At 35.7% G+C, this 23,761-nt stretch carries 21 protein-coding genes; 18 read left to right on the plus strand and 3 right to left on the minus strand.

The window, feature by feature from the left end:
* Nucleotides 1-1,180: 1,180 nt before the first annotated feature.
* Nucleotides 1,181-3,937, minus strand: a complete 2,757-nt coding sequence (locus H0Z29_10830) for a glycoside hydrolase family 2 protein (GenBank protein ID MBO8131986.1) — start codon at nt 3,935-3,937, stop codon at nt 1,181-1,183.
* A gap of 512 nt (nt 3,938-4,449) precedes the next feature.
* Entirely contained in the window at nt 4,450-6,078 is a 1,629-nt protein-coding gene (locus H0Z29_10835; GenBank protein MBO8131987.1) for a formate--tetrahydrofolate ligase, read from the minus strand.
* 276 nt (nt 6,079-6,354) lie between these two features.
* Here H0Z29_10835 and H0Z29_10840 point away from each other — a divergent pair, with 276 nt between their 5' ends.
* From H0Z29_10840 to H0Z29_10860, 5 genes are read left to right on the plus strand one after another with little or no spacing between them, the layout of a single operon-like run.
* Nucleotides 6,355-6,774, plus strand: a complete 420-nt coding sequence (locus H0Z29_10840; protein MBO8131988.1) for an Rrf2 family transcriptional regulator — start codon at nt 6,355-6,357, stop codon at nt 6,772-6,774.
* Nucleotides 6,771-7,934, plus strand: a complete 1,164-nt coding sequence (gene nifS / locus H0Z29_10845) for a cysteine desulfurase NifS (GenBank protein ID MBO8131989.1) — start codon at nt 6,771-6,773, stop codon at nt 7,932-7,934. Before H0Z29_10840 ends, nifS begins: the two co-directional genes overlap by 4 nt.
* A 7-nt stretch (nt 7,935-7,941) precedes the next feature.
* Nucleotides 7,942-8,325, plus strand: coding sequence for a Fe-S cluster assembly scaffold protein NifU (gene nifU / locus H0Z29_10850; GenBank protein MBO8131990.1), 384 nt, complete (start codon nt 7,942-7,944; stop codon nt 8,323-8,325).
* Nucleotides 8,322-10,652, plus strand: coding sequence for a cadmium-translocating P-type ATPase (cadA, locus tag H0Z29_10855; protein ID MBO8131991.1), 2,331 nt, complete (start codon nt 8,322-8,324; stop codon nt 10,650-10,652). Before nifU ends, cadA begins: the two co-directional genes overlap by 4 nt.
* 15 nt (nt 10,653-10,667) lie before the next feature.
* On the plus strand, nt 10,668-10,889 hold the full coding sequence (locus H0Z29_10860; protein MBO8131992.1) for an SHOCT domain-containing protein: 222 nt from the start codon (nt 10,668-10,670) through the stop codon (nt 10,887-10,889).
* A 250-nt stretch (nt 10,890-11,139) separates the two neighbouring features.
* Here the strand turns inward: H0Z29_10860 and H0Z29_10865 are convergent, their stop codons facing one another.
* Entirely contained in the window at nt 11,140-11,658 is a 519-nt protein-coding gene (locus H0Z29_10865; protein ID MBO8131993.1) for a nitroreductase family protein, read from the minus strand.
* A 107-nt stretch (nt 11,659-11,765) separates the two neighbouring features.
* On the opposite strand from H0Z29_10865, the gene H0Z29_10870 reads away from it, so the two are divergent.
* The 13 genes from H0Z29_10870 to H0Z29_10930 all read left to right on the plus strand — a co-directional run bounded on the left by H0Z29_10870 (nt 11,766) and on the right by H0Z29_10930 (nt 23,755).
* Nucleotides 11,766-12,206 carry an Rrf2 family transcriptional regulator gene (locus H0Z29_10870; protein ID MBO8131994.1) on the plus strand — a complete coding sequence of 147 codons (441 nt, stop codon included), beginning with the start codon at nt 11,766-11,768 and terminating at the stop codon, nt 12,204-12,206.
* Between the two features lie 115 nt (nt 12,207-12,321).
* On the plus strand, nt 12,322-13,242 hold the full coding sequence (cysK, locus tag H0Z29_10875; GenBank protein ID MBO8131995.1) for a cysteine synthase A: 921 nt from the start codon (nt 12,322-12,324) through the stop codon (nt 13,240-13,242).
* Nucleotides 13,243-13,268: 26 nt separating this feature from the next.
* Nucleotides 13,269-14,471, plus strand: a complete 1,203-nt coding sequence (locus H0Z29_10880; GenBank protein MBO8131996.1) for a homocysteine biosynthesis protein — start codon at nt 13,269-13,271, stop codon at nt 14,469-14,471.
* A gap of 10 nt (nt 14,472-14,481) precedes the next feature.
* Nucleotides 14,482-14,895 (plus strand): 4Fe-4S dicluster domain-containing protein, encoded by a 414-nt coding sequence (locus tag H0Z29_10885; protein MBO8131997.1) that lies wholly within the window; start codon nt 14,482-14,484, stop codon nt 14,893-14,895.
* The gene (gene cysE, locus H0Z29_10890; protein MBO8131998.1) at nt 14,892-15,641 is read left to right on the plus strand and encodes a serine O-acetyltransferase; all 750 of its coding nucleotides are present in this window, start codon (nt 14,892-14,894) and stop codon (nt 15,639-15,641) included. Before H0Z29_10885 ends, cysE begins: the two co-directional genes overlap by 4 nt.
* Before the next feature lie 21 nt (nt 15,642-15,662).
* Nucleotides 15,663-16,706: a tRNA 2-thiouridine(34) synthase MnmA gene (mnmA, locus tag H0Z29_10895; protein ID MBO8131999.1), complete on the plus strand. Its 1,044-nt coding sequence runs from the start codon at nt 15,663-15,665 to the stop codon at nt 16,704-16,706.
* A gap of 3 nt (nt 16,707-16,709) precedes the next feature.
* Nucleotides 16,710-17,624 (plus strand): quinolinate synthase NadA, encoded by a 915-nt coding sequence (nadA, locus tag H0Z29_10900; GenBank protein ID MBO8132000.1) that lies wholly within the window; start codon nt 16,710-16,712, stop codon nt 17,622-17,624.
* A 305-nt stretch (nt 17,625-17,929) separates the two neighbouring features.
* Entirely contained in the window at nt 17,930-18,955 is a 1,026-nt protein-coding gene (locus tag H0Z29_10905; protein MBO8132001.1) for a bifunctional oligoribonuclease/PAP phosphatase NrnA, read from the plus strand.
* Complete coding sequence (locus H0Z29_10910; protein MBO8132002.1) at nt 18,945-19,502, plus strand: dCTP deaminase; 558 nt, start codon at nt 18,945-18,947, stop codon at nt 19,500-19,502. The genes H0Z29_10905 and H0Z29_10910 overlap by 11 nt, the downstream gene beginning before the upstream one ends.
* A gap of 4 nt (nt 19,503-19,506) precedes the next feature.
* A complete protein-coding gene (gene ispH / locus H0Z29_10915) occupies nt 19,507-20,340 on the plus strand; it encodes a 4-hydroxy-3-methylbut-2-enyl diphosphate reductase (protein MBO8132003.1) in 834 nt (277 codons plus the stop codon).
* Between the two features lie 32 nt (nt 20,341-20,372).
* A complete protein-coding gene (gene pdxS / locus H0Z29_10920; GenBank protein MBO8132004.1) occupies nt 20,373-21,254 on the plus strand; it encodes a pyridoxal 5'-phosphate synthase lyase subunit PdxS in 882 nt (293 codons plus the stop codon).
* A 25-nt stretch (nt 21,255-21,279) separates the two neighbouring features.
* Complete coding sequence (gene pdxT, locus H0Z29_10925) at nt 21,280-21,864, plus strand: pyridoxal 5'-phosphate synthase glutaminase subunit PdxT (GenBank protein ID MBO8132005.1); 585 nt, start codon at nt 21,280-21,282, stop codon at nt 21,862-21,864.
* A gap of 1 nt (nt 21,865) precedes the next feature.
* Nucleotides 21,866-23,755, plus strand: a complete 1,890-nt coding sequence (locus tag H0Z29_10930) for a 1-deoxy-D-xylulose-5-phosphate synthase (protein MBO8132006.1) — start codon at nt 21,866-21,868, stop codon at nt 23,753-23,755.
* The last annotated feature ends 6 nt before the right edge of the window (nt 23,756-23,761 follow it).

A 23,761-nucleotide genomic window follows, 5' to 3' on the forward strand; every position in this document is an offset into this window, starting at 1 on the left:
GCATTCTGCATTCTGCATTGAGCCTTTGCGCTTAACGTCTTGTATTCACGAAGTCACCGAAGACGATTTCCCGAAGGACAAGATAGCCTTACGGCAATTGCAAAATGAAGATTGCAAAGTGCAAAAGTCAAATTTATTTCTGTCTACATTTTGAGTACAAAAGCCAAATCTGACAAAAGGCGATTTTGCATTTTTCAATTTGCATTTTGCATTCTGCATTGAGCCTTTGCGCTTAACGTCTTGTATTCACGAAGTCACCGAAGACGATTTCCCGAAGGGTAAAATAGCCTTATGGCAATTGCAAAATGAAGATTGCAAAGTGCAAAAGTCAAATTTATTTCTGTATACATTTTGAGTACAAAAGCCAAATCTGACAAAAGGCGATTTTGCATTTTTCAATTTGCATTCTGCATTCTGCATTGAGCCTTTGCGCTTAACGTCTTGTATTCACGAAGTCACCGAAGACGATTTCCCGAAGGGTAAAATAGCCTTATGGCAATTGCAAAATGAAGATTGCAAAGTGCAAAAGTCAAATTTATTTCTGTCTACATTTTGAATACAAAAGCCAAATCTGACAAAAGGCGATTTTGCATTTTTCAATTTGCATTCTGCATTCTGCATTGAGCCTTTGCGCTTAACGTCTTGTATTCACGAAGTCGCCGATGGCGATTTCCCGAAGGGCAAGATAGCCTTACGGCAATTGCAAAATGAAGATTGCAAAATGCAAAAGTCAAATTTATTTCTGTCTACATTTTGAATACAAAAGCCAAATCTGATAAAAGACGATTTTGCATTTTTCAATTTGCATTCTGCATTGAGCCTTTGCGCTTAATTTTAACATATTTCCAGTTATCCTTTCCAAAACTTAAACAGATACCATTCTAAAAATATTCACCATGAGATGAACAAAACATATTAATACCAAGCTAAGGCTAATTGTGAATCCACATATAAAAACATGTTCTTCCAGAGGGAAGAAACTTCATAATACGAAAATCAGGTTATGCACTGATATTCTTATTTCTTCCTTTTCCATTTCCTCTATTCAATAATATTTGAATTTCTCTTTGTTTCTTGATTTTATCTTTTCTCTAGCAGAATTATCGGAGAAAAAAATAGCAAAAAATAAAGGTTAATAAATTTGGTTTTAACCTAATATTCGATTATTCTAAACAAAGTTTCAATTTTTAATCTCGATTATAACCTTTGCTTTCTTAAGCCCTTCTGATTCAGCTACTACTTTTATCCTTCCTGGAATTCCTTTTTTTGATTTAACAATACACAATACCAGCCCATTAAATGCTTTCCTGCTTTTAGATGGAAAAGGCGTAAAATCAGTCGGATCACCATTAGCAGTTGCCACTATTTCGCCAGGTCCTTCTATATGAAAATTGACTTTATTATTGGCATCAGGCACAGTATAACCTTCCTCATCAGCAATCCTTACAGTTATGAAGGCCAGGTCCTTTCCATCAGCTTTGATTTTATTCCTGTCTGCTTTAGCAATCAGTCGATATGGTTCTCCTGTTGTTCTTACAATATCCTCAGCCCATTTTCTGCCATCTTTATAAGTAACAACCTTCAATTCACCAGGTTCATATCTAACACTATCCCATCTCAATCTATATTCGAAGCGACCTTTCTTTTTTCTTCCAAGTGATTTACCATTAAGAAAAAGTTCAGCTTCATCGCCGGAAGTAAAAACATGAACAGGTGTGATTTTACCTATTCTATCGGGCCAATTCCAGTGTGGCAGTATATGAGCCATTGGATAATCTGGGCGCCACTTTGATTGATACAGATAAAACCTATCCTTCTTAAAACCAGCTAAGTCTATTATTCCAAAATAAGAACTCCGCGATTCATAATATGGGGTTGGCTCTCCTAAATAATCCCATCCTGACCATACAAATTGTCCTGCTACAAAAGGATGCCTATCAATTGATGCAAACACTTTATCGGGAGATGCACCAAAATCAGCAGCATAAAGCTCGTAGGCATTTACATGACGAATTTTTGAATCACCACCACGACCGTCCCTAACAAAATCGCTGACTTTATTTGTTACGGGGAAAAGATAAACACTGCGACTGCTCAATGAAGCAGCTGTCTCAGTACTTAGAATGACTTTTTCCGGGAATTGTTTATGAAACGGTTCGTATTGAGGAGGCGTACGAATTTTATCAGTTCCCTCAAATTCAGGATCCTGTCGAATACCCTCCCCCTGATAATTTAGACCTATAACATCCATGACAGCTGGCAGAGGCACATAAGGCTTTGCCCAGTTCATGGCACAGGTAACAGGTCGGCTAGGGTCTTCTTCCTTAACAATTCTATAAAGCCTTTTCGCAATCTCTACCCCACTCTCACCAGTATACTGCTCGCCCACCTCATTACCAATACTCCATATAATTACAGATGGATGATTCCTATCCCTTCGTATGAATGCCCTTAAATCCTGCTCGTACCACTCGGGAAAAATAAGGTGAAAATCATACGTGGTTTTCCCTATCTCCCAGCAGTCGAATATCTCATCTATTACAAGAAACCCCAGCCTGTCTGTCAGCTCCAATAGTTCAGGTGCAGGAGGGTTATGTGCTGTCCGTATAGCATTACAACCCATTTCCCTTAAAATTTCTAATTGCCTCTCAGCAGCGCGCAAATTAAAAGCTGTCCCTAATGGCCCAAGGTCATGATGTAGATTTACACCTTTAATTTTAACCAATTCTCCATTTACAAAAATACCAGAATCAGGATCAAATCGAATATGCCTGATACCAAATGGTGTCTCAAATTTATCTATAATCTTACTACCTTCCCATAATGTAGTTACCGCTATATACTGATGAGGATATTGTTCTGGTGGTGGACCCCAGAGTTTTGGTTTCTCGACAATAGTTGAAGACTCTATTTTTTCTCTGCTACCCGGTAATATTTTCATTTCTATTGGTTTAAATGACGCTACCTTCTCTCTTACTATCTTTCTTAAAGGATCGAAGTAATGAATATCTGTTTTTACATAAACATCTGCTTCTCTATTCGAATCGTTTTGAATGCAAACTTCAATCCTGACATTGGCAAAATCTCTGGAAACTTCAGGAGTAACTACAAATGTACCCCAATGTGATACATGTACAGGATTTGTTTTAGTTAACCAGACGTTTCTATATATTCCACCTCCTGGATACCATCTTGATGAATTAGGTGGATTATCCAGCCGTATTGCAATCAGATTTTCATCTCCCCATTTTATATATTTTGTAATATCCAGATACCATGATGCATATCCATAGGGCCATCCACCAGCAACATTTCCATTTACCCATACTATTGTATATGACATCGCCCCATCTATTTCCAAGAAAATACATTTCCCGGAGTCTGATTCAGGAATAAATATCTTCTTCCGATACCACCCAACTCCCGGGCTGGGTAACCTTCCCATACTTCCACCTACCTCAGGATTGGGACCTGTAAAAAATGGACCATTTATAGCCCAATCGTGTGGAAGGTCAACTATTTCCCAATTTGAATCATCATAGTCAAGTAGAACAAAGGGGAAATTACTACTAGGATTATCTTTCGGTCTTTTATAATGCCTCGACGAATCTTTTATAAATTCATTCCCTGTAGGCGTAACCCAGGGCTTTAAAATAAATTGAAAAGAATTAAAGTTTTTAAATCCAGCCAGCTTAGCAACATCTATTTCGTCTTTTTTACTTTTATACATAAATTGGAATAAATCATAAACCAGAGAATCCGCCTTCTCTCTTGAGGGATATTTAAAAAATCGCCAATCATCATTTATTGATATGCGTTTCCTTACATTATAATAAATAACTTTCTTACCACATTCATAAAAAATATTTACGTATATTATAAGAATAAAAATGATAAGGGAACATCCAACAAAGTTAACATTTAATCTGCCATTCATAAAAATCTCCTTAATTTTCAATAATAAGAATATACTAAATATACTTTTAAAAATCATACGTTTCAAGAGCCGCTATTAATAAAGGCAGTAAATCGATTATACTTTATAAAATTCTTTAAAATAGAAATATGTGATAGATAGAACTACCCTATAAAATCAATAGCATCAGTACAAAGTTTGTGATTTAAATAGGTATATAATTTTAATGTTTATCAACCACAGCTTTTGAACTTGTATAGACCTTTGCTTTTACTCATAATTCTTCAAGAGACTACTAGTAGTTGTTGTGAATACGAATCTCTAACATTTTTTTTAACAAATTTTTGTCGTCTATTATTAATATGCAGCTAATACGATGCATTCTTCCCCATCACCATTTATCATATCACTTAAGTTACCTAAGATTCTGCGCCATATTAAACTACGCGTCTGTGGACAAGAAGTGGTGATTGATAGCAAGGCATACAAACTACAATTATTCGGTATAATTCCCAAACCCATAAGTATAAAAATCATACTAGGCCAATTGTTCTGCCATCTGGCATAACTTTTATTCGAACTGCCACCGGTTCTTTAGGCAACCCTGGCATAGTCAATATGTTTCCTGCAATAGCAACAATAAAACCTGCTCCCGCTGCAATTCTCAATTCATTAATATTAATTTTAAACTTTCTCGGTCTACCTAATAGTTTTGGATTATCTGATAATGACTTATGAGTTTTCGCTATACAGATTGGAAGATTAGAAAAACCATGTCTATTGATTAATTCTATATCTGTTTCCGCAGATCTATCAAAATCCACACCTATAGCACCATAGATCTTTTTAGCTATTCTCTCTATTTTATGCTCAATTGACATATCAAGTGGATATAAATAGGTAAACTTATAATTTTTATTTTCTTCAATACTTTTTAAAACCGCTTTTGCTAAATCAACAGCCCCTTTCCCACCTTCTTGGTAATGGTTTGTTACTACTGATCTAACACCTTCATTTTCACAAAATTCAATTATTTTATCAATATCCTTTCCCGTATCTTCTTTAAAACGATTAATTGCTACAACAGGATTAAGACCAAAAAATCTTATATTTTCGATATGCTTGGCGAGATTTCCAAGCCCTCCATCCTCAGTAAATCCACCATGATGCTTTATTGCCCTGACCGTTGTGACAATCACAACAGCATCAGGTTTGAGATTTGCAATCCTGCACTTAATATGAAAAAATTTTTCTCCTCCAAGATCTGTACCAAATCCTGCTTCTGTCACTACATAATCCGTTAACTTCAAAGCCATTCTGGTAGCAATAATACTATTTGTACCCTGAGCTATATTTGCAAATGGACCTCCATGTACAAAAGCAGGTGTTCCTTCCATAGTCTGCACAAGATTTGGGTGAATCGCATCTCTCAGCAGAACCTGCATCGCACCCTCAGCTCTAATATCTCTTACATAGACAGGTTCACCTTTATACGTAAAAGCAACTAGAGCATTAGAAAGTCTTCTTCCAAGGTCCTCAAAGTCACTTGCAAGACACAGCATAGCCATAACCTCAGAAGCCGGAGTGATAACAAAACCATCAGGTCTTGGGATTCCATGACGTACACCGCCTAAACCAACAAGAATCTCTCTTAATGCCCTGTCATTAAGATCAATAACTCTTTTCCAGATAATTCTCCGCGGATCGATACCAAGTTCATTTCCATGATAAAGATGATTATCTATCAACGCAGCAAGGAGATTATTTGCTTTACTTACTGAATACATATCTCCAACAAAATGTAGGTTTATGTCTTCTGATGGGACAATCTGTGATTTGCCAGCACCTGTACCACCACCTTTAATTCCAAAGTATGGACCAAGTGAGGGTTCCCTCAGACATATGCTGGATTTGTAACCAAGACATCTCAGCGCATCACCAAGACCTATGGTAGTAGTGGTCTTTCCCTCACCTTTTGGAGTGGGTGTCATTGCAGTAACAAGTATGAGTTTACCGTCCTTTTTCTTTTCATTTAATTTCAAGTGTTCAATAGGAATTTTAGCAATGTAATGTCCATGAGGGAAAACATCATCAAAACTTAAACCTAATTCTCTAACCACCTCTCTAATTTTCCTTTTAGGTAAATTATTTGTATTATTCATCTAACGATCTCCCAGACAATAAATCATATAGTTATCATAAATTCGATCGAAATTAAAAATTTTGGTAAACAACAAGTAAAACATCTTTTGATATTTAAATAATTTAATTTGTTACGCATTCTATTATTATTTTTTCATCGTATTCGAATAATTTTTATATAAAAAAATAAAAACAAACTGTTTTTGTACAATTCCTGTTAAAAATACAAAAAAATACTTGTATAATTGAAAATTATTACTTATTATTCATATAGTATTAATAGGATTTGAAAAATGATCAAAATTACAACAAAAATTAGATATGCAATCAGACTACTTATTTTTTTAGCTCAGCGTAAGGGAAAAGTGGTGTTTCTAAAAGATGTTTCGGAAAAGGAAAATATAAGTTTTAAATACCTTGAGCAAATTATACCATACCTTAAAAATAGTGGACTCATATTGTCTAAAAGGGGCGCCAAAGGTGGCTATATTCTTGCAAAAAAACCATCACAAATAACAATAAAAGAAATAGTCCAGAGCATAGAAGGACCTATTGCTATTGTTGAATGTGTCACATCACCCGAGTATTGTAATCGTAGGAATAATTGTGCTCCAAATAAACTCTGGAAAAAGTTAAACGAACAAATCTCAGATACATTGGAAACCATAACACTAGAAGACTTAGTATCAAATAAAATTTCAATGGAGGTATCATGAAATACATATACATGGACCATGCGGCTACGACACCTACTGACCAAGATGTTTTAAAAGCAATGCTTCCATTTTTTAGCGAAAAATATGGGAATCCATCAAGCCTATATTCTATAGGACAGGAATCACGCACAGCCATAGAAGAAGCACGAGGAAAGGTAGCAAAATTTATAGGTGCAAAACATGATGAAATAGTATTCACAAGTGGTGGCACCGAAAGCAACAATTTCGCATTAATGGGCGTTGCCTGGGCAAATCAGAAAAAAGGTGATCACATTATTACAAGCTCAATCGAACACCATGCTATTATCAATCCATGTAAATTTCTGGAAAAAAGAGGTTTTAAAGTTACATATTTACCCGTAGATAAATATGGTATCATAGATCCTGATGATGTGAAAAAAGCTGTAACAGACAAAACTATTCTGATATCCATCATGCATGCAAATAATGAAATTGGAACCATTGAACCAATCGCCGAAATTGGTAAAATTGCAAAAGAGAAAGAAATTATTTTTCACACTGACGCTGTACAAACAGTGGGTCATATTCCTGTTAATGTTGATAAATTAAATGTAGATTTACTAAGCTTATCAGCTCATAAATTTTATGGACCAAAAGGAGTGGGAGCTCTTTACATAAGGAAGGGCACAAAGATAGTCCCATACCTTTATGGTGGTGATCAGGAAAAAAGAAGAAGAGCATCAACAGAAAACGTTCCTGGAATTGTTGGACTTAAGAGAGCAATAGAACTGGCAGAACAAAATATGGAAGAAGAATCAAAAAGATTAACAAATTTGAGAAATAAATTAATTGAGAAAGTTTTAACTGGAATTGATGAGACAATCCTAAATGGACATCCAACACAAAGACTACCTAATAATACAAACTTCTCCTTTAAATATATTGAGGGAGAATCACTAATATTAAGCCTTGATATGGAGGGAATCGCCTGTAGCACAGGTTCTGCCTGTACATCCAGCATGTTAGAGCCTTCACATGTTCTTCTGGCGATTGGACTACCCCACGAAATAGCTCATGGGAGCTTAAGATTTACTCTTGGCAGATCAAATAATGAAGAACAAATTGATTATGTAGTTGAAAAACTTAAAAAAGTAGTGAATAAATTCAGGAGTATGTCTCCTTTGTATAAGAAAAAGTGAGGTTAAGATGTCAGTATATAGCGAAAAAGTAATGGACCATTTTAGAAATCCTAGAAATGTAGGAGAGATCGAGAATCCCGACGGAGTTGGTAAAGTAGGTAATCCGGTTTGTGGTGATATAATGGAATTATACATCAAAGTTAAAGATGAAAAGATAGTTGATGCAAAATTCAAAACCTTTGGATGCGGAGCTGCTATTGCCACAAGTTCCATGTTAACGGAAATGGTAAAAGGAAAAACTATTGAGGAAGCATTGAAAATAACCAATAAAGCAGTGGCGGAAGCACTTGATGGTTTGCCACCAATTAAGATGCATTGTTCGGTACTTGCGGAGGAAGCCCTAAAGAGTGCCATTAAGGACTATTATAAGAAGAAGGAAAAGGTAAAATGAAAGATAAAGATATTTTTATTGACCCTGTTTGCAATATGAAGGTCACACCAATGACATCCTCGGGAATGGCTATAGTTAATGGAGAAAAATTTTATTTCTGTTCAACCCATTGCTTACATACCTTTCAGAAAAATCCAGATAGGTTCATACACCAGAAAACAAAGAATACTTCTTCATGCTCACACTGCAATCCCGAAACCTCTTCAAAAGAATCATCAAAATCGAAAAATGTTGGAAAAATTAGAACCGGAATATATACATGCCCCATGCATCCAAATGTTTTAGAAAAAAGTCCAGGAGTATGCCACTACTGTGGAATGTCACTTGAACCTAGATATATCGAAGAAGAATTGGATAGTGAGCCTTCAGACGAATATATCGATATAAGAAAAAGAATGATTGTTAGCTTAATATTTACTATTCCACTCCTTGCTCTTGTAATGCTTGATATGTTCTTTAAAGTTTCAATAATACCTGATAGGATATCACCTATTATAGAGTTAATACTTACAACTCCTGTTGTTCTCTTTGGCGGCTGGATTTTTTTCAAAAGAGGATATTATTCTATCATAAATAAAAGTCCTAATATGTTTACTCTAATTTCTATTGGGACAGGTGTTGCTTTTCTATATAGTCTGATAGCCACAATGCTTCCCGGAATATTCCCCGAATCTTTAAGAACAGATTCCGGAACGCTCCCCGTGTATTTTGAATCAGCAGCATCTATCATTACATTAATATTAATCGGACAACTAATAGAAATAAAAGCAAGGGATAAAACAGGTAATGCAATACGAGAATTAATAAAGCTATACCCCAAAAAAGCACACATTGTAATAGAAGGGAAAGAAAAAGAAGTTGATCTTGAGGAGGTAAAAGAAAATGATATTTTAAAAGTATATCCCGGCGAAAAAATACCTGTTGATGGCATTATTTTAGAAGGAAACACTTCTATTGATGAATCCATGATTACAGGCGAGCCAATACCTGTGGCTAAAACTCCAGGAAACCAAGTAATCAGTGGGACAATTAATATTGATGGAAATATCCTGATCAGGGCTTTAAAAGTTGGCAAAAATACCGTGCTATCGCAAATTATAGAACTGGTAAATAAGGCTCAAAGAAGTCGACCACCAATTCAAAAGCTTGCGGATAAAATCTCATATTACTTCGTTCCCATTGTGGTAATTATTGCTATAATCACTTTTATTACCTGGCTTATTTTTGGACCACGTCCCACTCTTGCATATGCCATTGTGAGCTCTGTATCCGTTTTGATTATTGCTTGCCCCTGCGCTCTGGGTCTGGCAACTCCTATGTCAATAGTTGTCGGAGTTGGTAGAGGTACAAGATCAGGAATACTGTTTAGAAACGTGGATATTATTGAGAAAGCGAAAGATGCTGATATTCTGATTCTGGACAAAACGGGAACGATCACAACAGGAAAACCTATTATAAAAGATATTATCCTATATGATGTCATCAGTGACAATGATTTGCTCAAAATAGCAGCAAGTCTTGAGCAATACAGTGAACACCCGGTTGCTAAAGCAGTTATCAAATACGCAAGAGAAAAGAATATACAAACGATAAAGAGTACAAATTTCAAGATAACCCCGGGTATAGGTATTGTGGGAGAAATTGAAGATAAAAAAATTGAAATTGGAAGCCACAAAATTTTAACTGAGGAGGAAAAGAAGAGGGTTAATCACTATGAGTCTTCGATTTTTGTTAAAATAAATAAAAAATTATCGGGGGCGCTAATATTTGAGGATAGTCCCAAAAAAGAGTCCATTGAGGCTATTGATGGATTAAAGAAAAAAGGAATAAAAATAGTAATGGTCACTGGAGACAAGAAAGAAACAGCAGAAAAGCTTGCTACACAACTTGGAATTGATAATATTTATTCAGAAGTCTTACCTGAGAATAAACTGAATATCGTAAAGGAGTATCAAAATAGAGGATTTGTTGTAGCAATGGCTGGTGATGGGATAAACGATGCCCCTGCCTTGATGCAAGCTGATATAGGTATCGCCATGGGTACCGGAACAGATATAGCAATGGAGAGCGCCGATATTATTCTGGTCAAAGGAGATTTATCAGGTATAGAAAAAGCAATTAAATTAAGCAAAATTACGCTTAAAAATATAAAGCAAAATCTCTTCTGGGCTTTCTTTTATAACACTTTGGGAATTCCAATAGCAGCTGGTCTACTTTATCCATTTTTTGGAATTTTATTATCCCCAATTATAGCCGCCGCAGCAATGACCTTCAGCGATGTCTCGATTATCTTCAATGCTCTTAGAATAAACAGAGTTAGAATATAGAAAGGAGAATAATGTATGCACTTGTGGAATTTTGGATGTAGTGGCGGATGGTTGGGATATTTATTATGGTTTATTATCTTATTTCTCGCTGTATTTTTTCTACTCAGATTACTTGGAACTTTATCCTGCCCATTCACTTCTGTTAACGAATCTCCTCTAGATGTTTTAAAGAGCAGATATGCCAGAGGTGAAATTACAAAAGAAGAATTTGAAAGAATGAAAAAGGATATAGAATAAATTAACTTTTAATCGCAAGTAGCAATTTATAGTAAGTAAAATTGCAATCTACTCTTTAAGAATAAATGAAACACTGGTTGCAATTTCAACTTCTTACTCAACACACTTCTTTTATATCAGAATGTTCATTTTCGCTTGAACTAATGGAAAGAATAAAGTAGAATTTTTCATTTTACTTGCAAAGATTGAAGCATTGGCATATCACATTAACTCTTATTTGATTAGTTTCAATGAAATAAAAATTTTTTAACTAAACTCTATAAAAATATTCTTTCATACTGCTACTACTACTCGGAGATTTACTTTCCCCCTTATATCCCATCCCAATCATGCATAATACTGCAATACCCGGATCATCTATACCTATAACTTCTTTTACGACATCTTCCGACTTTCTCCCCTGTTTATCAAATCTATTTCTTATCTGTACCCACGTTGCACCAAGGTTAAAATCCTCAGCAGCGAGAAGCGTATAAGTCGCTGCAATTGAGGCGTCCTCAATCCAGACATCACTTTTTGTTGTATCAGCACAAATTATAAACACAAGGGTTGCGGAGGCAAGAAACTCAGATCCATGTGCTTTTGCTTTTGAAAGAGCTATAATTCTCTCTGGTTCAGTTGTATAATATACCCGTACAGGGTAGATACTTCTTGAAGAAGGTACAAGCGATACATATTCGATTAATTTTTGGATAATATCTTCCTCAACAGGCTTTTGATCAAATTTCCTGATACTTCTCCTTCTTTTAATAATATCATAAAATTCCATAAATCTACCCCTTTTATTTTTTCCTTAGAAAGTTAAAAAAATCCTTGCATTAAAGAAAAGGCATAATTAGATTACTATAGTATTTTGATTAATTTAGTAGTATTTATATGAGGTTAACCACAAGGTCAAGATTTGGATTAAGATTTATGCTGGAATTGGCTTTAAACCACAACAAAGGAGTAATGGATATAAAGGATATCGCCCGTAAAGAATATATATCTGAGAAATATCTGGGCCAGCTAGTAATAATTTTAAAATCCGCTGGGCTTGTATCATCTATAAGAGGAATGCACGGCGGATATGTCCTAAGTAAAGACCCATCTGAGATAAAACTAATAGATATAATTGGACACCTTGAAGGCAGCCTTGAAATAGTACCGTGCACAGAAAACCCATCCGCCTGCGATAGAGCTTCCGTCTGTGCCACCAGAGAAGTATGGACAAAGATAAGAAATTCAATTAATAATATCTTGAGTTCAATAACACTAGCTGATCTAGTCAAAATTTATAAAGAAAAGCAGGAAGCAAACTTATTGTATAATATATAGGACAAATATGTTGGGGATGTAAACAGAAAATTTTTAAAAATAAGTTTGGAATTCAATAAAGCGAAGTTTATCAGATACTTAATCTATCCTCGACAAAAAATATAAAGGAGGCACCATGAAAATAGCGGAAAATGTAACACAATTGGTAGGTAATACGCCTTTAGTGAAATTAAAAAAAATAAGCCATGGATTAAAAACTACTATTATTGGTAAACTTGAATTTTATAATCCATGTTCTAGTGTCAAGGATCGTATTGGTGTAGCAATGATTGAGGCTGCAGAAAGGGAAGGGAAAATTAGTAAAGATACAATCATTATAGAACCAACCAGTGGGAATACCGGGATAGCTCTTGCATTTGTATGTGCACAACGTGGTTATAAGCTTATATTAACTATGCCTGAAAATATGTCCATCGAGCGAAGAAGCCTTCTTGCCACATTCGGAGCTGAAATTGTCCTGACACCGGCAGAAAAAGGAATGAGAGGAGCGGTAGAAAAAGCCGAAGAACTTTTAAACAAATATCCAAATTCCTTTATGCCCCAACAGTTCAAGAATCCTGCTAATCCAGAAATCCACAGGGAAACAACAGCTGAAGAAATCTGGAAAGACACCGAAGGAAAAATTGATATATTCGTAGCTGGCATCGGGACTGGCGGCACAATAACCGGTGCTGGAGAGGTATTGAAATCAAGGAAGCCTAATATAGAAATAATCGGCGTAGAACCCAAAAGATCACCTGTACTGTCTGGAGGAGAGCCTGGCCCTCATAGAATACAAGGCATTGGAGCAGGATTTATTCCAGAAGTTCTTAATAAAGATTTACTCGATGAAGTAATTCAGGTAGATGACGAAGATGCTATTGATACAGCGAAAAGACTGGCAAAAGAAGAGGGAATTCTTGCAGGTATTTCATCGGGTGCTGCAGTATGGGCAGGTATACAAGTAGCTTCACGAGAAGAAAACAAAGATAAACTTATCGTAGTCGTATTGCCAGATACAGGAGAAAGATATCTTAGTGTCTGGCTAAGTACGTAAACTAAATAGAAGGAGGAGGAGCAGCAATGGCAAAATCAATTCAAGAGATCAACGAAAAAATTAAGAAAAGGAAAGCTGTCGTAGTAACAGCTGAAGAAATGATTGAGATTGTGAGGGAAAAAGGTGAATCACAGGCAGCAAAAGAAGTAGATGTAGTTACTACGGGAACCTTCGGACCCATGTGCTCCTCCGGGGCTTACATAAATATTGGACATTCCAAACCAAAAATAAAAATTGGAGGTGGAAAAGTATACCTAAACAGTGTAGAAACATATCCGGGATTCGCAGCTGTAGATATCTACATAGGTGCTACAGCTCTTCCGCCTGATGATCCAAGAAATAAAATATATCCTGGAGAATTCAGATACGGAGGAGGACACGTTATTGAGGATTTTGTCTCCGGAAAGGATATCGTATTAACAGCTAACGCATATGGTACTGATTGCTATCCACGCAAAGAATTAAAAACTTACATCAACATCAAAGATGTAAACGAAGCAGTACTATTTAATCCCAGAAATGCCTACCAGAATTACAATGTAGCTGTGAACTTAAGCGATAAAATAATATATACCTACATGGGCACATTAAAACCAAGACTTGGCAATGCAAACTACTGCAGTGCTGGTCAACTCTCACCACTTTTAAAAGACCCCCATTATAAAACAATTGGCATTGGGACAAGAATATTCCTTGGAGGTGGTGTAGGTTACGTTGCCTGGTGGGGTACACAGCATAATCCTGGTGTAAAAAGAGCAGTTAACGGTACACCTTTATCACCAGCTGGCACCCTTGCCGTCATCGGTGATCTTAAACAAATGAGCTCTAACTGGTTAAAAGGAACAAGCATGCTCGGTTATGGAGTTACGCTAACTGTAGGTATTGGCATCCCGATACCAGTCTTAAATGAGGAGATTGCATACTACACTGCTATAAAAGATGAGGATATATACACTCAGATCGTAGATTATAGCAAAGCATATCCCGAAGGCATCCCTGAAATAATTGGCTCAGTAAACTACGCTCAGTTGCGAAGTGGAAAAATAAAAATAGACGGAAAAGAAGTTCCAACAGGCGCTTTGTCAAGTTATGCAAAGGCAAGGGAAATAGCAACAATTCTAAAAGATTGGATTCAATCAGGGAAATTCCTTTTAACGGAATATGTTGAAAAATTGCCATCGTCAGATTCAGAATACAAATTTAAACCACTGAACCTTAGAGAAATATAGGGAGGTAAAAATGGCAACAAGAAAAATTGTACTTCATTTTCCACCTTCCATTGTGAACAAACCATTAATATATAAATTGACCAAAGAATATGATATTGAATTCAATATTCTCAAAGCTTCAATATCGCCGGAAGAGGAAGGTCTATTGGTTCTGGAATTAAATGGAGAAACAACTAAACTGAACAACGCTATTAAATTTTTAGAAAAGGAAAATATAAAAATACAGTCCCTTGATCAGGATATAATTCATAATCTTGAAAAATGTACTCACTGTGGATTATGCGTTCCCATTTGTCCAACCTTCGCATTTGAGAAAAACCCTGTCACCCACGAGATAAACTTCATAAAAGAGAAATGTATAGCATGTGAATTTTGTGTAAAAGTTTGTCCTTATGATGCATTAACTGTAAATTTCGCAGTATGAAAAGGATTTTTCAAACTCTCAAAGAAGACATACAGAATGTATTTAAAAAAGACCCGGCAGCAAGAAGCATCCTGGAGGTTCTTTTTACATATCCAGGTTTACACGCAATCTGGTTGCATAGAATAGCTCATTTCATGTGGAAAAACAAATTCTATTTTATTGCAAGACTTATCTCTCATATTAACAGGTTCCTTACAAATATAGAAATACACCCCGGTGCCAGGATTGGTCGTAGATTTTTCATAGACCATGGTGCCGGGGTAGTTATTGGTGAAACCACCGAAATAGGGAATGATGTTCTATTATATCAGGGAGTAGTATTGGGAGGAACAAGCTTAGAGAAGAAAAAACGACATCCAACCATTGGCAATAACGTATTGATAGGTGCAGGTGCGATAGTACTGGGTCCGATAAAAATAGGTGATAATGCCAGAATTGGTGCTGGCTCTGTTGTAATTAAAGATGTGCCACCAGGAGCTACTGCAATTGGTGTCCCTGCAAGAATAGGTCTTGGTTTTACTAAAAAAGAAATTGAAGCATTAGAACACGGCAAACTCCCTGATCCTATTGCTGACGCGGTAAAGTTTCTAGCTACAGAAATAGAAAAATTGGAAAAAAGACTCGAAAAAGTTGAAAAACTTGAAGGGATAAAAACACAGATTGACGAATATTTCGAATATAAGAAAAAAGAAATATTTAAATCGTTTCTAATTAACGAAGAATTTAATGACGGGGCTGGTATTTAATAAAATTATCATCTCAAGACTATGCATGACAAAAAAGTCTTAATCGCTATGAGCGGGGGTGTTGATTCTTCTGTATCTGCCCTTCTGCTAAAAAAGGCAGGGTACACTATTCGTGGAATTACAATGTGTCTTGGAGTCACATATGAAGATAGAAGAAAATGTTGTAGCCGTGAATCAATCAATGATGCAAAAAGAATCTGTGCTCAGTTGGGAATTGAACATCATTTAATAGACTTCTCAAAAGAATTAGAACAATATGTCATAAAGGATTTTATTGAAAAATATAAAAATGGCATGACGCCCAATCCTTGCGTTGAGTGTAATAGAATCCTAAAATTCGAAAAATTAATAAAGATAGCAAAGGCTTCAGGATTTGACTACATTGCTACCGGTCATTATGCAAAAATAGCTAACCAGAATGGCTCATTATTCTTAGCTAAAGCCAAGGATAAAAAAAAGGACCAATCATATTTCCTATATTCAATAAAAAGAGAATATTTAAAAGATATTATCTTCCCACTTTCTGATCTAACAAAGGAGGAAGTTAGGAAAATAGCCAAAGAGGAAAATCTTCATGTTAACGACAAAGAACAAAGTCAGGATATCTGTTTTATAAAAAATGATTACAGAGAATTTTTGAAAAACTACATGGAAGAAAAAGAGGGGTTTTTCATAGACAAGGAAGGTAATATTCTCGGAAAACACAAAGGTATTCACAACTATACAATTGGTCAAAGACATGGCTTGGGACTGGGCTACCACAAAACTCTGTATGTAATAAGAATTATTTCTGATAAAAATTTAATCGTTCTGGGAGATGAAAAAGATCTATATTCCAGTAAACTTGTAGCCGGCAACTTGAATCTTTTTATTGATGACAAAAATTTCACCTGTACCGCAAAAATAAGATATAATCATAAGCCCGCTCATTGTGATGTAAAAATAAAAAATAACCTTGCTTATGTTTCTTTTAAAGAAAAACAGAGAGCAATCACGCCCGGGCAATCAGTTGTATTTTACAAAGATGAACTGGTTCTTGGCGGTGGGATAATACAAGAGGTTTAAGAAATGAACAAACCTATTATTGAAAAAATCAAAAAACTGAAAAAAGAAAGAAATGCGGTAATTCTTGTTCACAACTATCAGCTTCCAGAGGTACAGGATATAGCGGATTATATAGGAGACTCACTGGGGTTAAGTATACAGGCGAGCAAAACTGAGGCTGATGTAATTATATTCTGTGGTGTGTACTTTATGGCTGAGACGGCAAAAATCTTATCCCCTGATAAGATTGTCCTTATACCCGACAAAACAGCAGGTTGCCCGATGGCAGATATGATTACAAAAGAAAAACTTGTAGAGCTAAAAAAAACTAACCCTGATGCGAAAGTTGTAGCTTACGTCAATACTACTGCTGAGGTTAAAACTGAATGTGATATCTGTTGTACTTCATCCAACGCTGAACTAGTTGTTAAAAATTTTACAAAAGATATTGAAAAGTTAATTTTTATTCCTGACAAATATCTTGGTAGCTATATTGCAAATAAACTTGGCAAAGAATTCATTCTATACGATGGCTATTGCCCAAGCCATGTAAAAATAATGGAAGAAGATATAAAAAGAGAAAAAGAAAAGCATCCAGAAGCAAAAATACTTGTACATCCAGAATGCATCTCAGAAGTCATAAAGCTTGCTGATGCTGTACTTTCTACTGATGGCATGGTAAAATATGCAAAAAATTCAAATGCTAAAGAGTTTATAATTGGTACAGAGATTGGAATAATTCACCGGCTGCAAAAAGAAAATCCTGATAAAAAATTTTATCCGGCTTCAAATCTTGCCATCTGCCCAAATATGAAAAAAATAACATTAGAAAAAGTCTACTGGTCACTCGAAGAAATGAAGTACGAGGTTATCCTTAATAAGGAAACTATCGAAAAAGCAAGAAATCCAATTGAAAAAATGATTTCACTTGTAAAATGAAGTATTTATCATTAAAAAATCTGCCAGCACAAAAATTCTTACCATTTTTATTTTTATTTTTTTAATAGTTATAAACCAACTGATTCCTTCACCTGTAATATCTCCCAAATTCGCCGATTAATATAGCCACTTAAAAAATTAATTTTGTACCTAACAAGCTAATCTGCCATCGCATCTCAAATTATACACTCCAGTTAACTATTGGTCTAAAATCAATATCTAAAAAACAACTACACAAACTTGGAAAAATTTTTGTCATAAATCCCATTTATACCTTAAATTAGCCGTTTGATTAATGGTTGAAAATGGGGAATACTACCTCGAAATATAATTGGGATAAAGTTATAGATATAATAAGCAATAGTAGTAATATTTTACTTACTACTCATATTAATCCTGATGGTGATGGACTGGGATGCGAAGCAGCAATGTACTATTTTTTAAAGAAACTTGGCAAATCTCCGGTAATCTATAATTCTTCTCCATTACCCCCTGAGTATGATTTTCTGAATAGAAACGAAATTTTTAACATATATGAAGAATCATTAAAAGATAGTATATTCCGAAATGTTGATTTAATAATGGTTTTTGATATTGGTACCCCGGAAAGACTTGGATGTATTGGTAATCACATTCAAAATTATCCTATACCAACCGTATGTATTGACCATCATCCTAATAAACATGGACATTTTAAAATTGAGGTAGTTGATACCGATGCACCATCGGTCACTTTTATGATTTATGATTTTATAAAGAAAGCAAATCCAGACTTGATGGATTACGCAATAGCAGAAGCGATTTATGTGGGACTTCTAACAGATACTGGTTCTTTCAGATTTGAAAACACTACCATTGAAGCGATGGAAGTAGCAATTGAAATGATGAAGTATGGGGTTAAACCTGGTAAAATGTATAGACTTATATACGAAAATCTTCGACCGATTCAGGCAAAATTACTTGGATATGTCCTTCAGACTTTACATTACGAGCTTGATGGAAAGATTGCATGGTTCTCACTCACCAGAGTCGAAATTGCAAAACAGGGAGCAAAATTAGAGGATGTTGATGGATTCACTGATTTTGTAAGGTCAATAAAAAATGTAGAAGTTTCTGTGATGTTTCTGGAACTGGAAGAAAATAAAATAAAGGTGAATTTCAGATCAAAGGGTAAAATAGTAGTCAATGAAATTGCTCATACTTACAATGGAGGCGGTCACCCATATGCTGCTGGAATGACTCTGCAAATGTCAATGAAAGAAGCAATAGAGCTGGTTCTCAATGAATTAATTAAACTATTTAAAAGATATGGAGAAAACAATGCCTATTAAATCCGACCAATGGATAATAGAAATGTCGAGAGTATATAAAATGATAGAACCATTTGAAGAGAGTCTGATCTCAAAAAATGTCATTTCATACGGGGTATCAAGCTATGGCTACGATGTAAGACTTGCTGATGAATATCGAATACCGAAGACAAATTCAAATAAAATTATCGATCCCAAGGACAAAATATCATTACAATTTGAAGAATATAAAGGTAATTATTGCATTATTCAGCCAAATAGCTTCATTCTTGGAAAAAGTTTAGAATATTTTAGAATACCGAGAAAAATACTTGCACTCTGCTTTGGAAAATCCACCTATGCCCGAACAGGCATTATAATAAATGTGACACCACTTGAACCCGAATGGGAAGGCTATATAACAATTTCAATTTCCAACACCTCACCAAATCCTGTTCGAATTCACTCCTTTGAAGGCATAATACAGGTAATATTTATGGAAGCCGATAAAATCTGTGCTATATCTTACGCTGATAGAAGGGGTAAATACCAGGGGCAAAAAAGTATAATCACCTCAAAAGTGGAATAATTTAATGAAAATAAATGTTGCTAAAGAATCAGGTTTTTGCAGTGGTGTCGCAAGAGCCATAAAGATTGCCAAGGATTCAGTTGAAAAATATGGTAAAATATATATGCTTGGTGATATAGTTCATAATGAGCATGTTATAAGAGAACTCGAATCACTTGGCATTGTTACTGTCGATAGTCTCTCTCAAATTTTTGATAATAAGTATCCAATACTGCTGAGATCCCACGGAACTCAAGTTACTGTCCTCGAGGAAATAAATAGAAGGGGATTTAAAACAATTGATGCAACCTGTCCCCTTGTTAAAAATATTCACAAAAAGGCGGAAGAAATATTAAAAGAAGGTCGAAAACTAATAATAATCGGTGATAAGGGACATGAAGAGGTAGAGGCAATAAAAAGTATTTCTGAAAATGCCATAATAATAAATTCAATTGATGATGTTAGCAAATTACCAAAGATTATCAAGGCGGGTGTTGTAATCCAGTCAACTCAATCAATATCTTTTGTATCCGATATTATAAAGGAGCTAACAAAAATCGTTGAAGACCTGAGAGTCATAAATACAATATGTCAACCAACAAGAAATAGACAGGCACAGGTTATGGAACTAGCAAAAGAAAATGACGTTGTATTAATAGTTGGTTCAAAATCGAGTGCAAATACAAAAAGGCTCTATGAAATATCAAAAAAAATTAACGATAGAACCTACTTTGTAACAAATAAAGACGATATCAAGCTGGAGCTTATTGAAAACGCCGAAAGCATTGGCATTTCATCGGGAGCATCTACCCCGGATTTTATAATTAAGGAGATAGTAAGTAAAATTGAAAATTTTTGATTAAATTATGAAAAATTTTGAGGGTGTGAATCATGGAAAAGGGAGCATGGGAAGTAAAAGTTGGACTAGCTGAGATGTTAAAAGGTGGAGTGATAATGGATGTCACTACACCTGAACAAGCAAGAATCGCTGAAAAAGCGGGAGCGGTAGCCGTAATGGCTTTAGAAAGGATACCCGCTGATATCAGAGCCCACGGTGGTGTAGCAAGAATGTCAAATGTAAAAGTAATAAAGGCAATTCAGGATGCCGTCTCTATACCTGTAATGGCAAAATGCAGAATAGGACATTTTGCCGAAGCGCAGATATTAGAAGCACTTGGTGTTGATTTCATAGATGAGAGTGAAGTACTCACTCCAGCCGATGAAGAAAACCACATCTGGAAACACGATTTCAAAGTACCTTTTGTTTGCGGGTGCCGCGACCTCGGTGAAGCTCTCAGACGTATAGGCGAAGGCGCTGCTATGATAAGAACAAAAGGTGAGGCTGGTACTGGTAATATCGTTGAAGCTGTACGGCATATGAGGAGAGTTCAATCAGAAATAAAACGCCTTACCACTCTCCGCAATGATGAATTGATGGCTGAAGCAAAAAAGCTCGGTGCTCCATTTGAATTGGTAAGAGAAGTGGCAAAAACAGGCAAGCTTCCGGTACCAAATTTTGCTGCTGGTGGCATTGCTACTCCGGCTGATGCAGCTCTGATGATGCAGTTAGGGGCCGAGTCAGTATTTGTCGGCTCCGGTATATTTAAATCTGAAGACCCTGAGAAAAGGGCTAGAGCAATCGTACTAGCGGTGACATACTACAACGATCCACAAAAGCTTGCTGAGGTATCTGCTGAACTTGGTGAGCCGATGAAAGGAATCGAGTTATCAGAAATTCCTGAGGAAGAAAGACTAGCAGTCCGGGGATGGTAAAAGCAGGTTTTACAATTAAAATTGTATGACACAGAAAGAATTAACCGTAGGGATATTAGGATTTCAGGGGGCTTTTAAAAAACACAAACAGGCAATAGAAAGACTAAATCATAAAGCCTTAATAATAAAGTACCCCTCAGAATTAGAAAAGGTTGATGCTCTCATTATACCAGGCGGCGAATCTACAACGATGACAAAAATCTGGGATGAGATGGGTTATTATGCTCTATTAAAGAAATTTGACAAACCAATTTTTGGTACATGTGCTGGATCTATTTTACTGTCAGAAAATCCACACGATGATCGTGTGAAAGCATTAAAGAAAATTCCCGCATCAATCATCAGAAATGCTTACGGTAGGCAGGTAGATTCATTTGTAGATGAGGTCAGGCTACTTTTCGATAACAAACCGTTTAAAGGAATTTTTATCAGAGCTCCAAAAATTGAAAAGATAAAAAATGGTGTTGAAATACTTGGGATTCACAATGATGTTCCTGTTTTTATAAAATTCGATAAATACATAGCAACAACTTTCCATCCAGAATTAACCGATGATTTGAGAATTCATAAATATTTTATTGAAAATATATGTCTAAAAGAAAAGGATTAAAATGCAAATATCCAACGAGGAATATCCTCTATTATCAAAGGTTAATTACCCTGTAGATATAAAAGAATTGTCACTTGAGGAATTAACTAAATTAAGTGCAGAAATTAGAGATTTTATAGTCAAAACAGTTAAAAAAACTGGTGGTCATCTAGCACCAAGTCTCGGAGCAGTTGAACTTGTGCTGGCACTTCACTATGTCTTTGACACCCCACGCGATAAGCTGATTTGGGATGTGGGACATCAAGCATACGCTCACAAAATTATAACTGGACGCAAGGAAAAATTCGACACTTTAAGACAATATAATGGAATCTCAGGATTCCTCAAACCTGAAGAAAGTGAATACGACAATTTTGGCGCAGGTCATGCAAGTACCTCCATCTCAACTGCAGTTGGCTTCGCAATAGCAAGGAATCTAAAAAAAGAAAATTATAAAGTTGTTGCAATAATTGGTGACGGCTCACTTACAGGTGGTCTGGCATACGAGGGGATAAACAACATCTACCGTGTAAAAGGCCAATTCTTAATAGTTCTGAATGATAATGAAATGTCTATTTCAAAAAATGTAGGTTTAATGTCCTACTATCTAACAAAGGTACGAACAAATCCATCCTACATAAAATTCAGGAATGAAGTCTGGAATGCCCTCGGGAAATTACCTAAGGGATCCAATATTCTAAGATTGCTTGGTCGAAAAATCGATGAATCAATAAAAAATTTCCTTGTGCCAGGATTGTTGTTTGAAGAACTCGGCTTAAAATATTACGGACCCATCGATGGTCATGATATCGAACAACTCACAACATCCCTAAATAAAATCAAAAATCTTCCATACCCTGCCTTATTACACGTAATAACAAAAAAGGGGAAAGGATTAACTGATGCTGAAAACGACCCGACTAAATATCACGGCATAGGTCCCATAGAAGTAAAAAGTCCTGAGGAAGTAAAAATAAATAGTGCTGTATCCTTCAGTAGAGCCTTCGGTGAAATTGCCTGTGAAATAGGTGAAAAATTTCCCGATACGGTTTTTATAACAGCGGCAATGTGTGAAGGAACAGGGCTTATCGAATTCTCTAAAAAATTTCCAGATAGGTTTTTTGATGTAGGTATTGCCGAGGAACACGCAGTCACATTTTCAGCAGGTCTTGCTATCAATGGTTTACGTCCTATTGTTGCTATATATTCAACATTTTTGCAGAGGTCTTTTGATCAAATAATCCACGACGTTGCATTGCAAAAGCTACCCGTTATATTCGCAATGGATAGAGCAGGTATTGTAGGTGAAGATGGTCCCACACATCATGGATCCTTCGATATAAGCTATCTGAATATCATCCCTAACATGATTATTGCTGCTCCGGAGGATGGAAATGAACTTCGTAATCTCTTGTACACTGCACTAAATCAAAACACAAAACCTTTCGCTATAAGGTATCCAAGAGATAAGGCTTACAAGTTTGATCATTATAAGGACCCGGAAATAATTGAAATTGGCAAATGGGATCTAATTAAAAAGGGAAAAGATATAGCTATTCTTGCTGTGGGTATAATGACTCATATTGCAGAAAAAGCCTATAAATCTCTTGCAATAGATGGTATAGAGCCAACTGTTGTATATGTTAGATTTATAAAACCTTTTGACGAAGCACTACTGGATGAGATTCTGTCAACTCATTCACACATAATAACTGTTGAAGAAAATGCATTAAAGGGCGGGTTTGGTGTTCATATTATTAAATATGCTAAGGACAAAGGATTCAATAACAAAATAATAAATCTTGGTATCCCTGATAAATTCGTAGGTCAGGGACCCAGAAAGAAGCTTTTAAAAGATTTAGGATTATCTTCGGAAAATTTAGCAGAAATGATAAAATCGATATATAAATAATGGAGA

Source organism: Candidatus Neomarinimicrobiota bacterium (genome assembly GCA_017656425.1).
Classification (GTDB): Bacteria; Fidelibacterota; UBA2242; order UBA2242; family B5-G15; genus JACDNV01.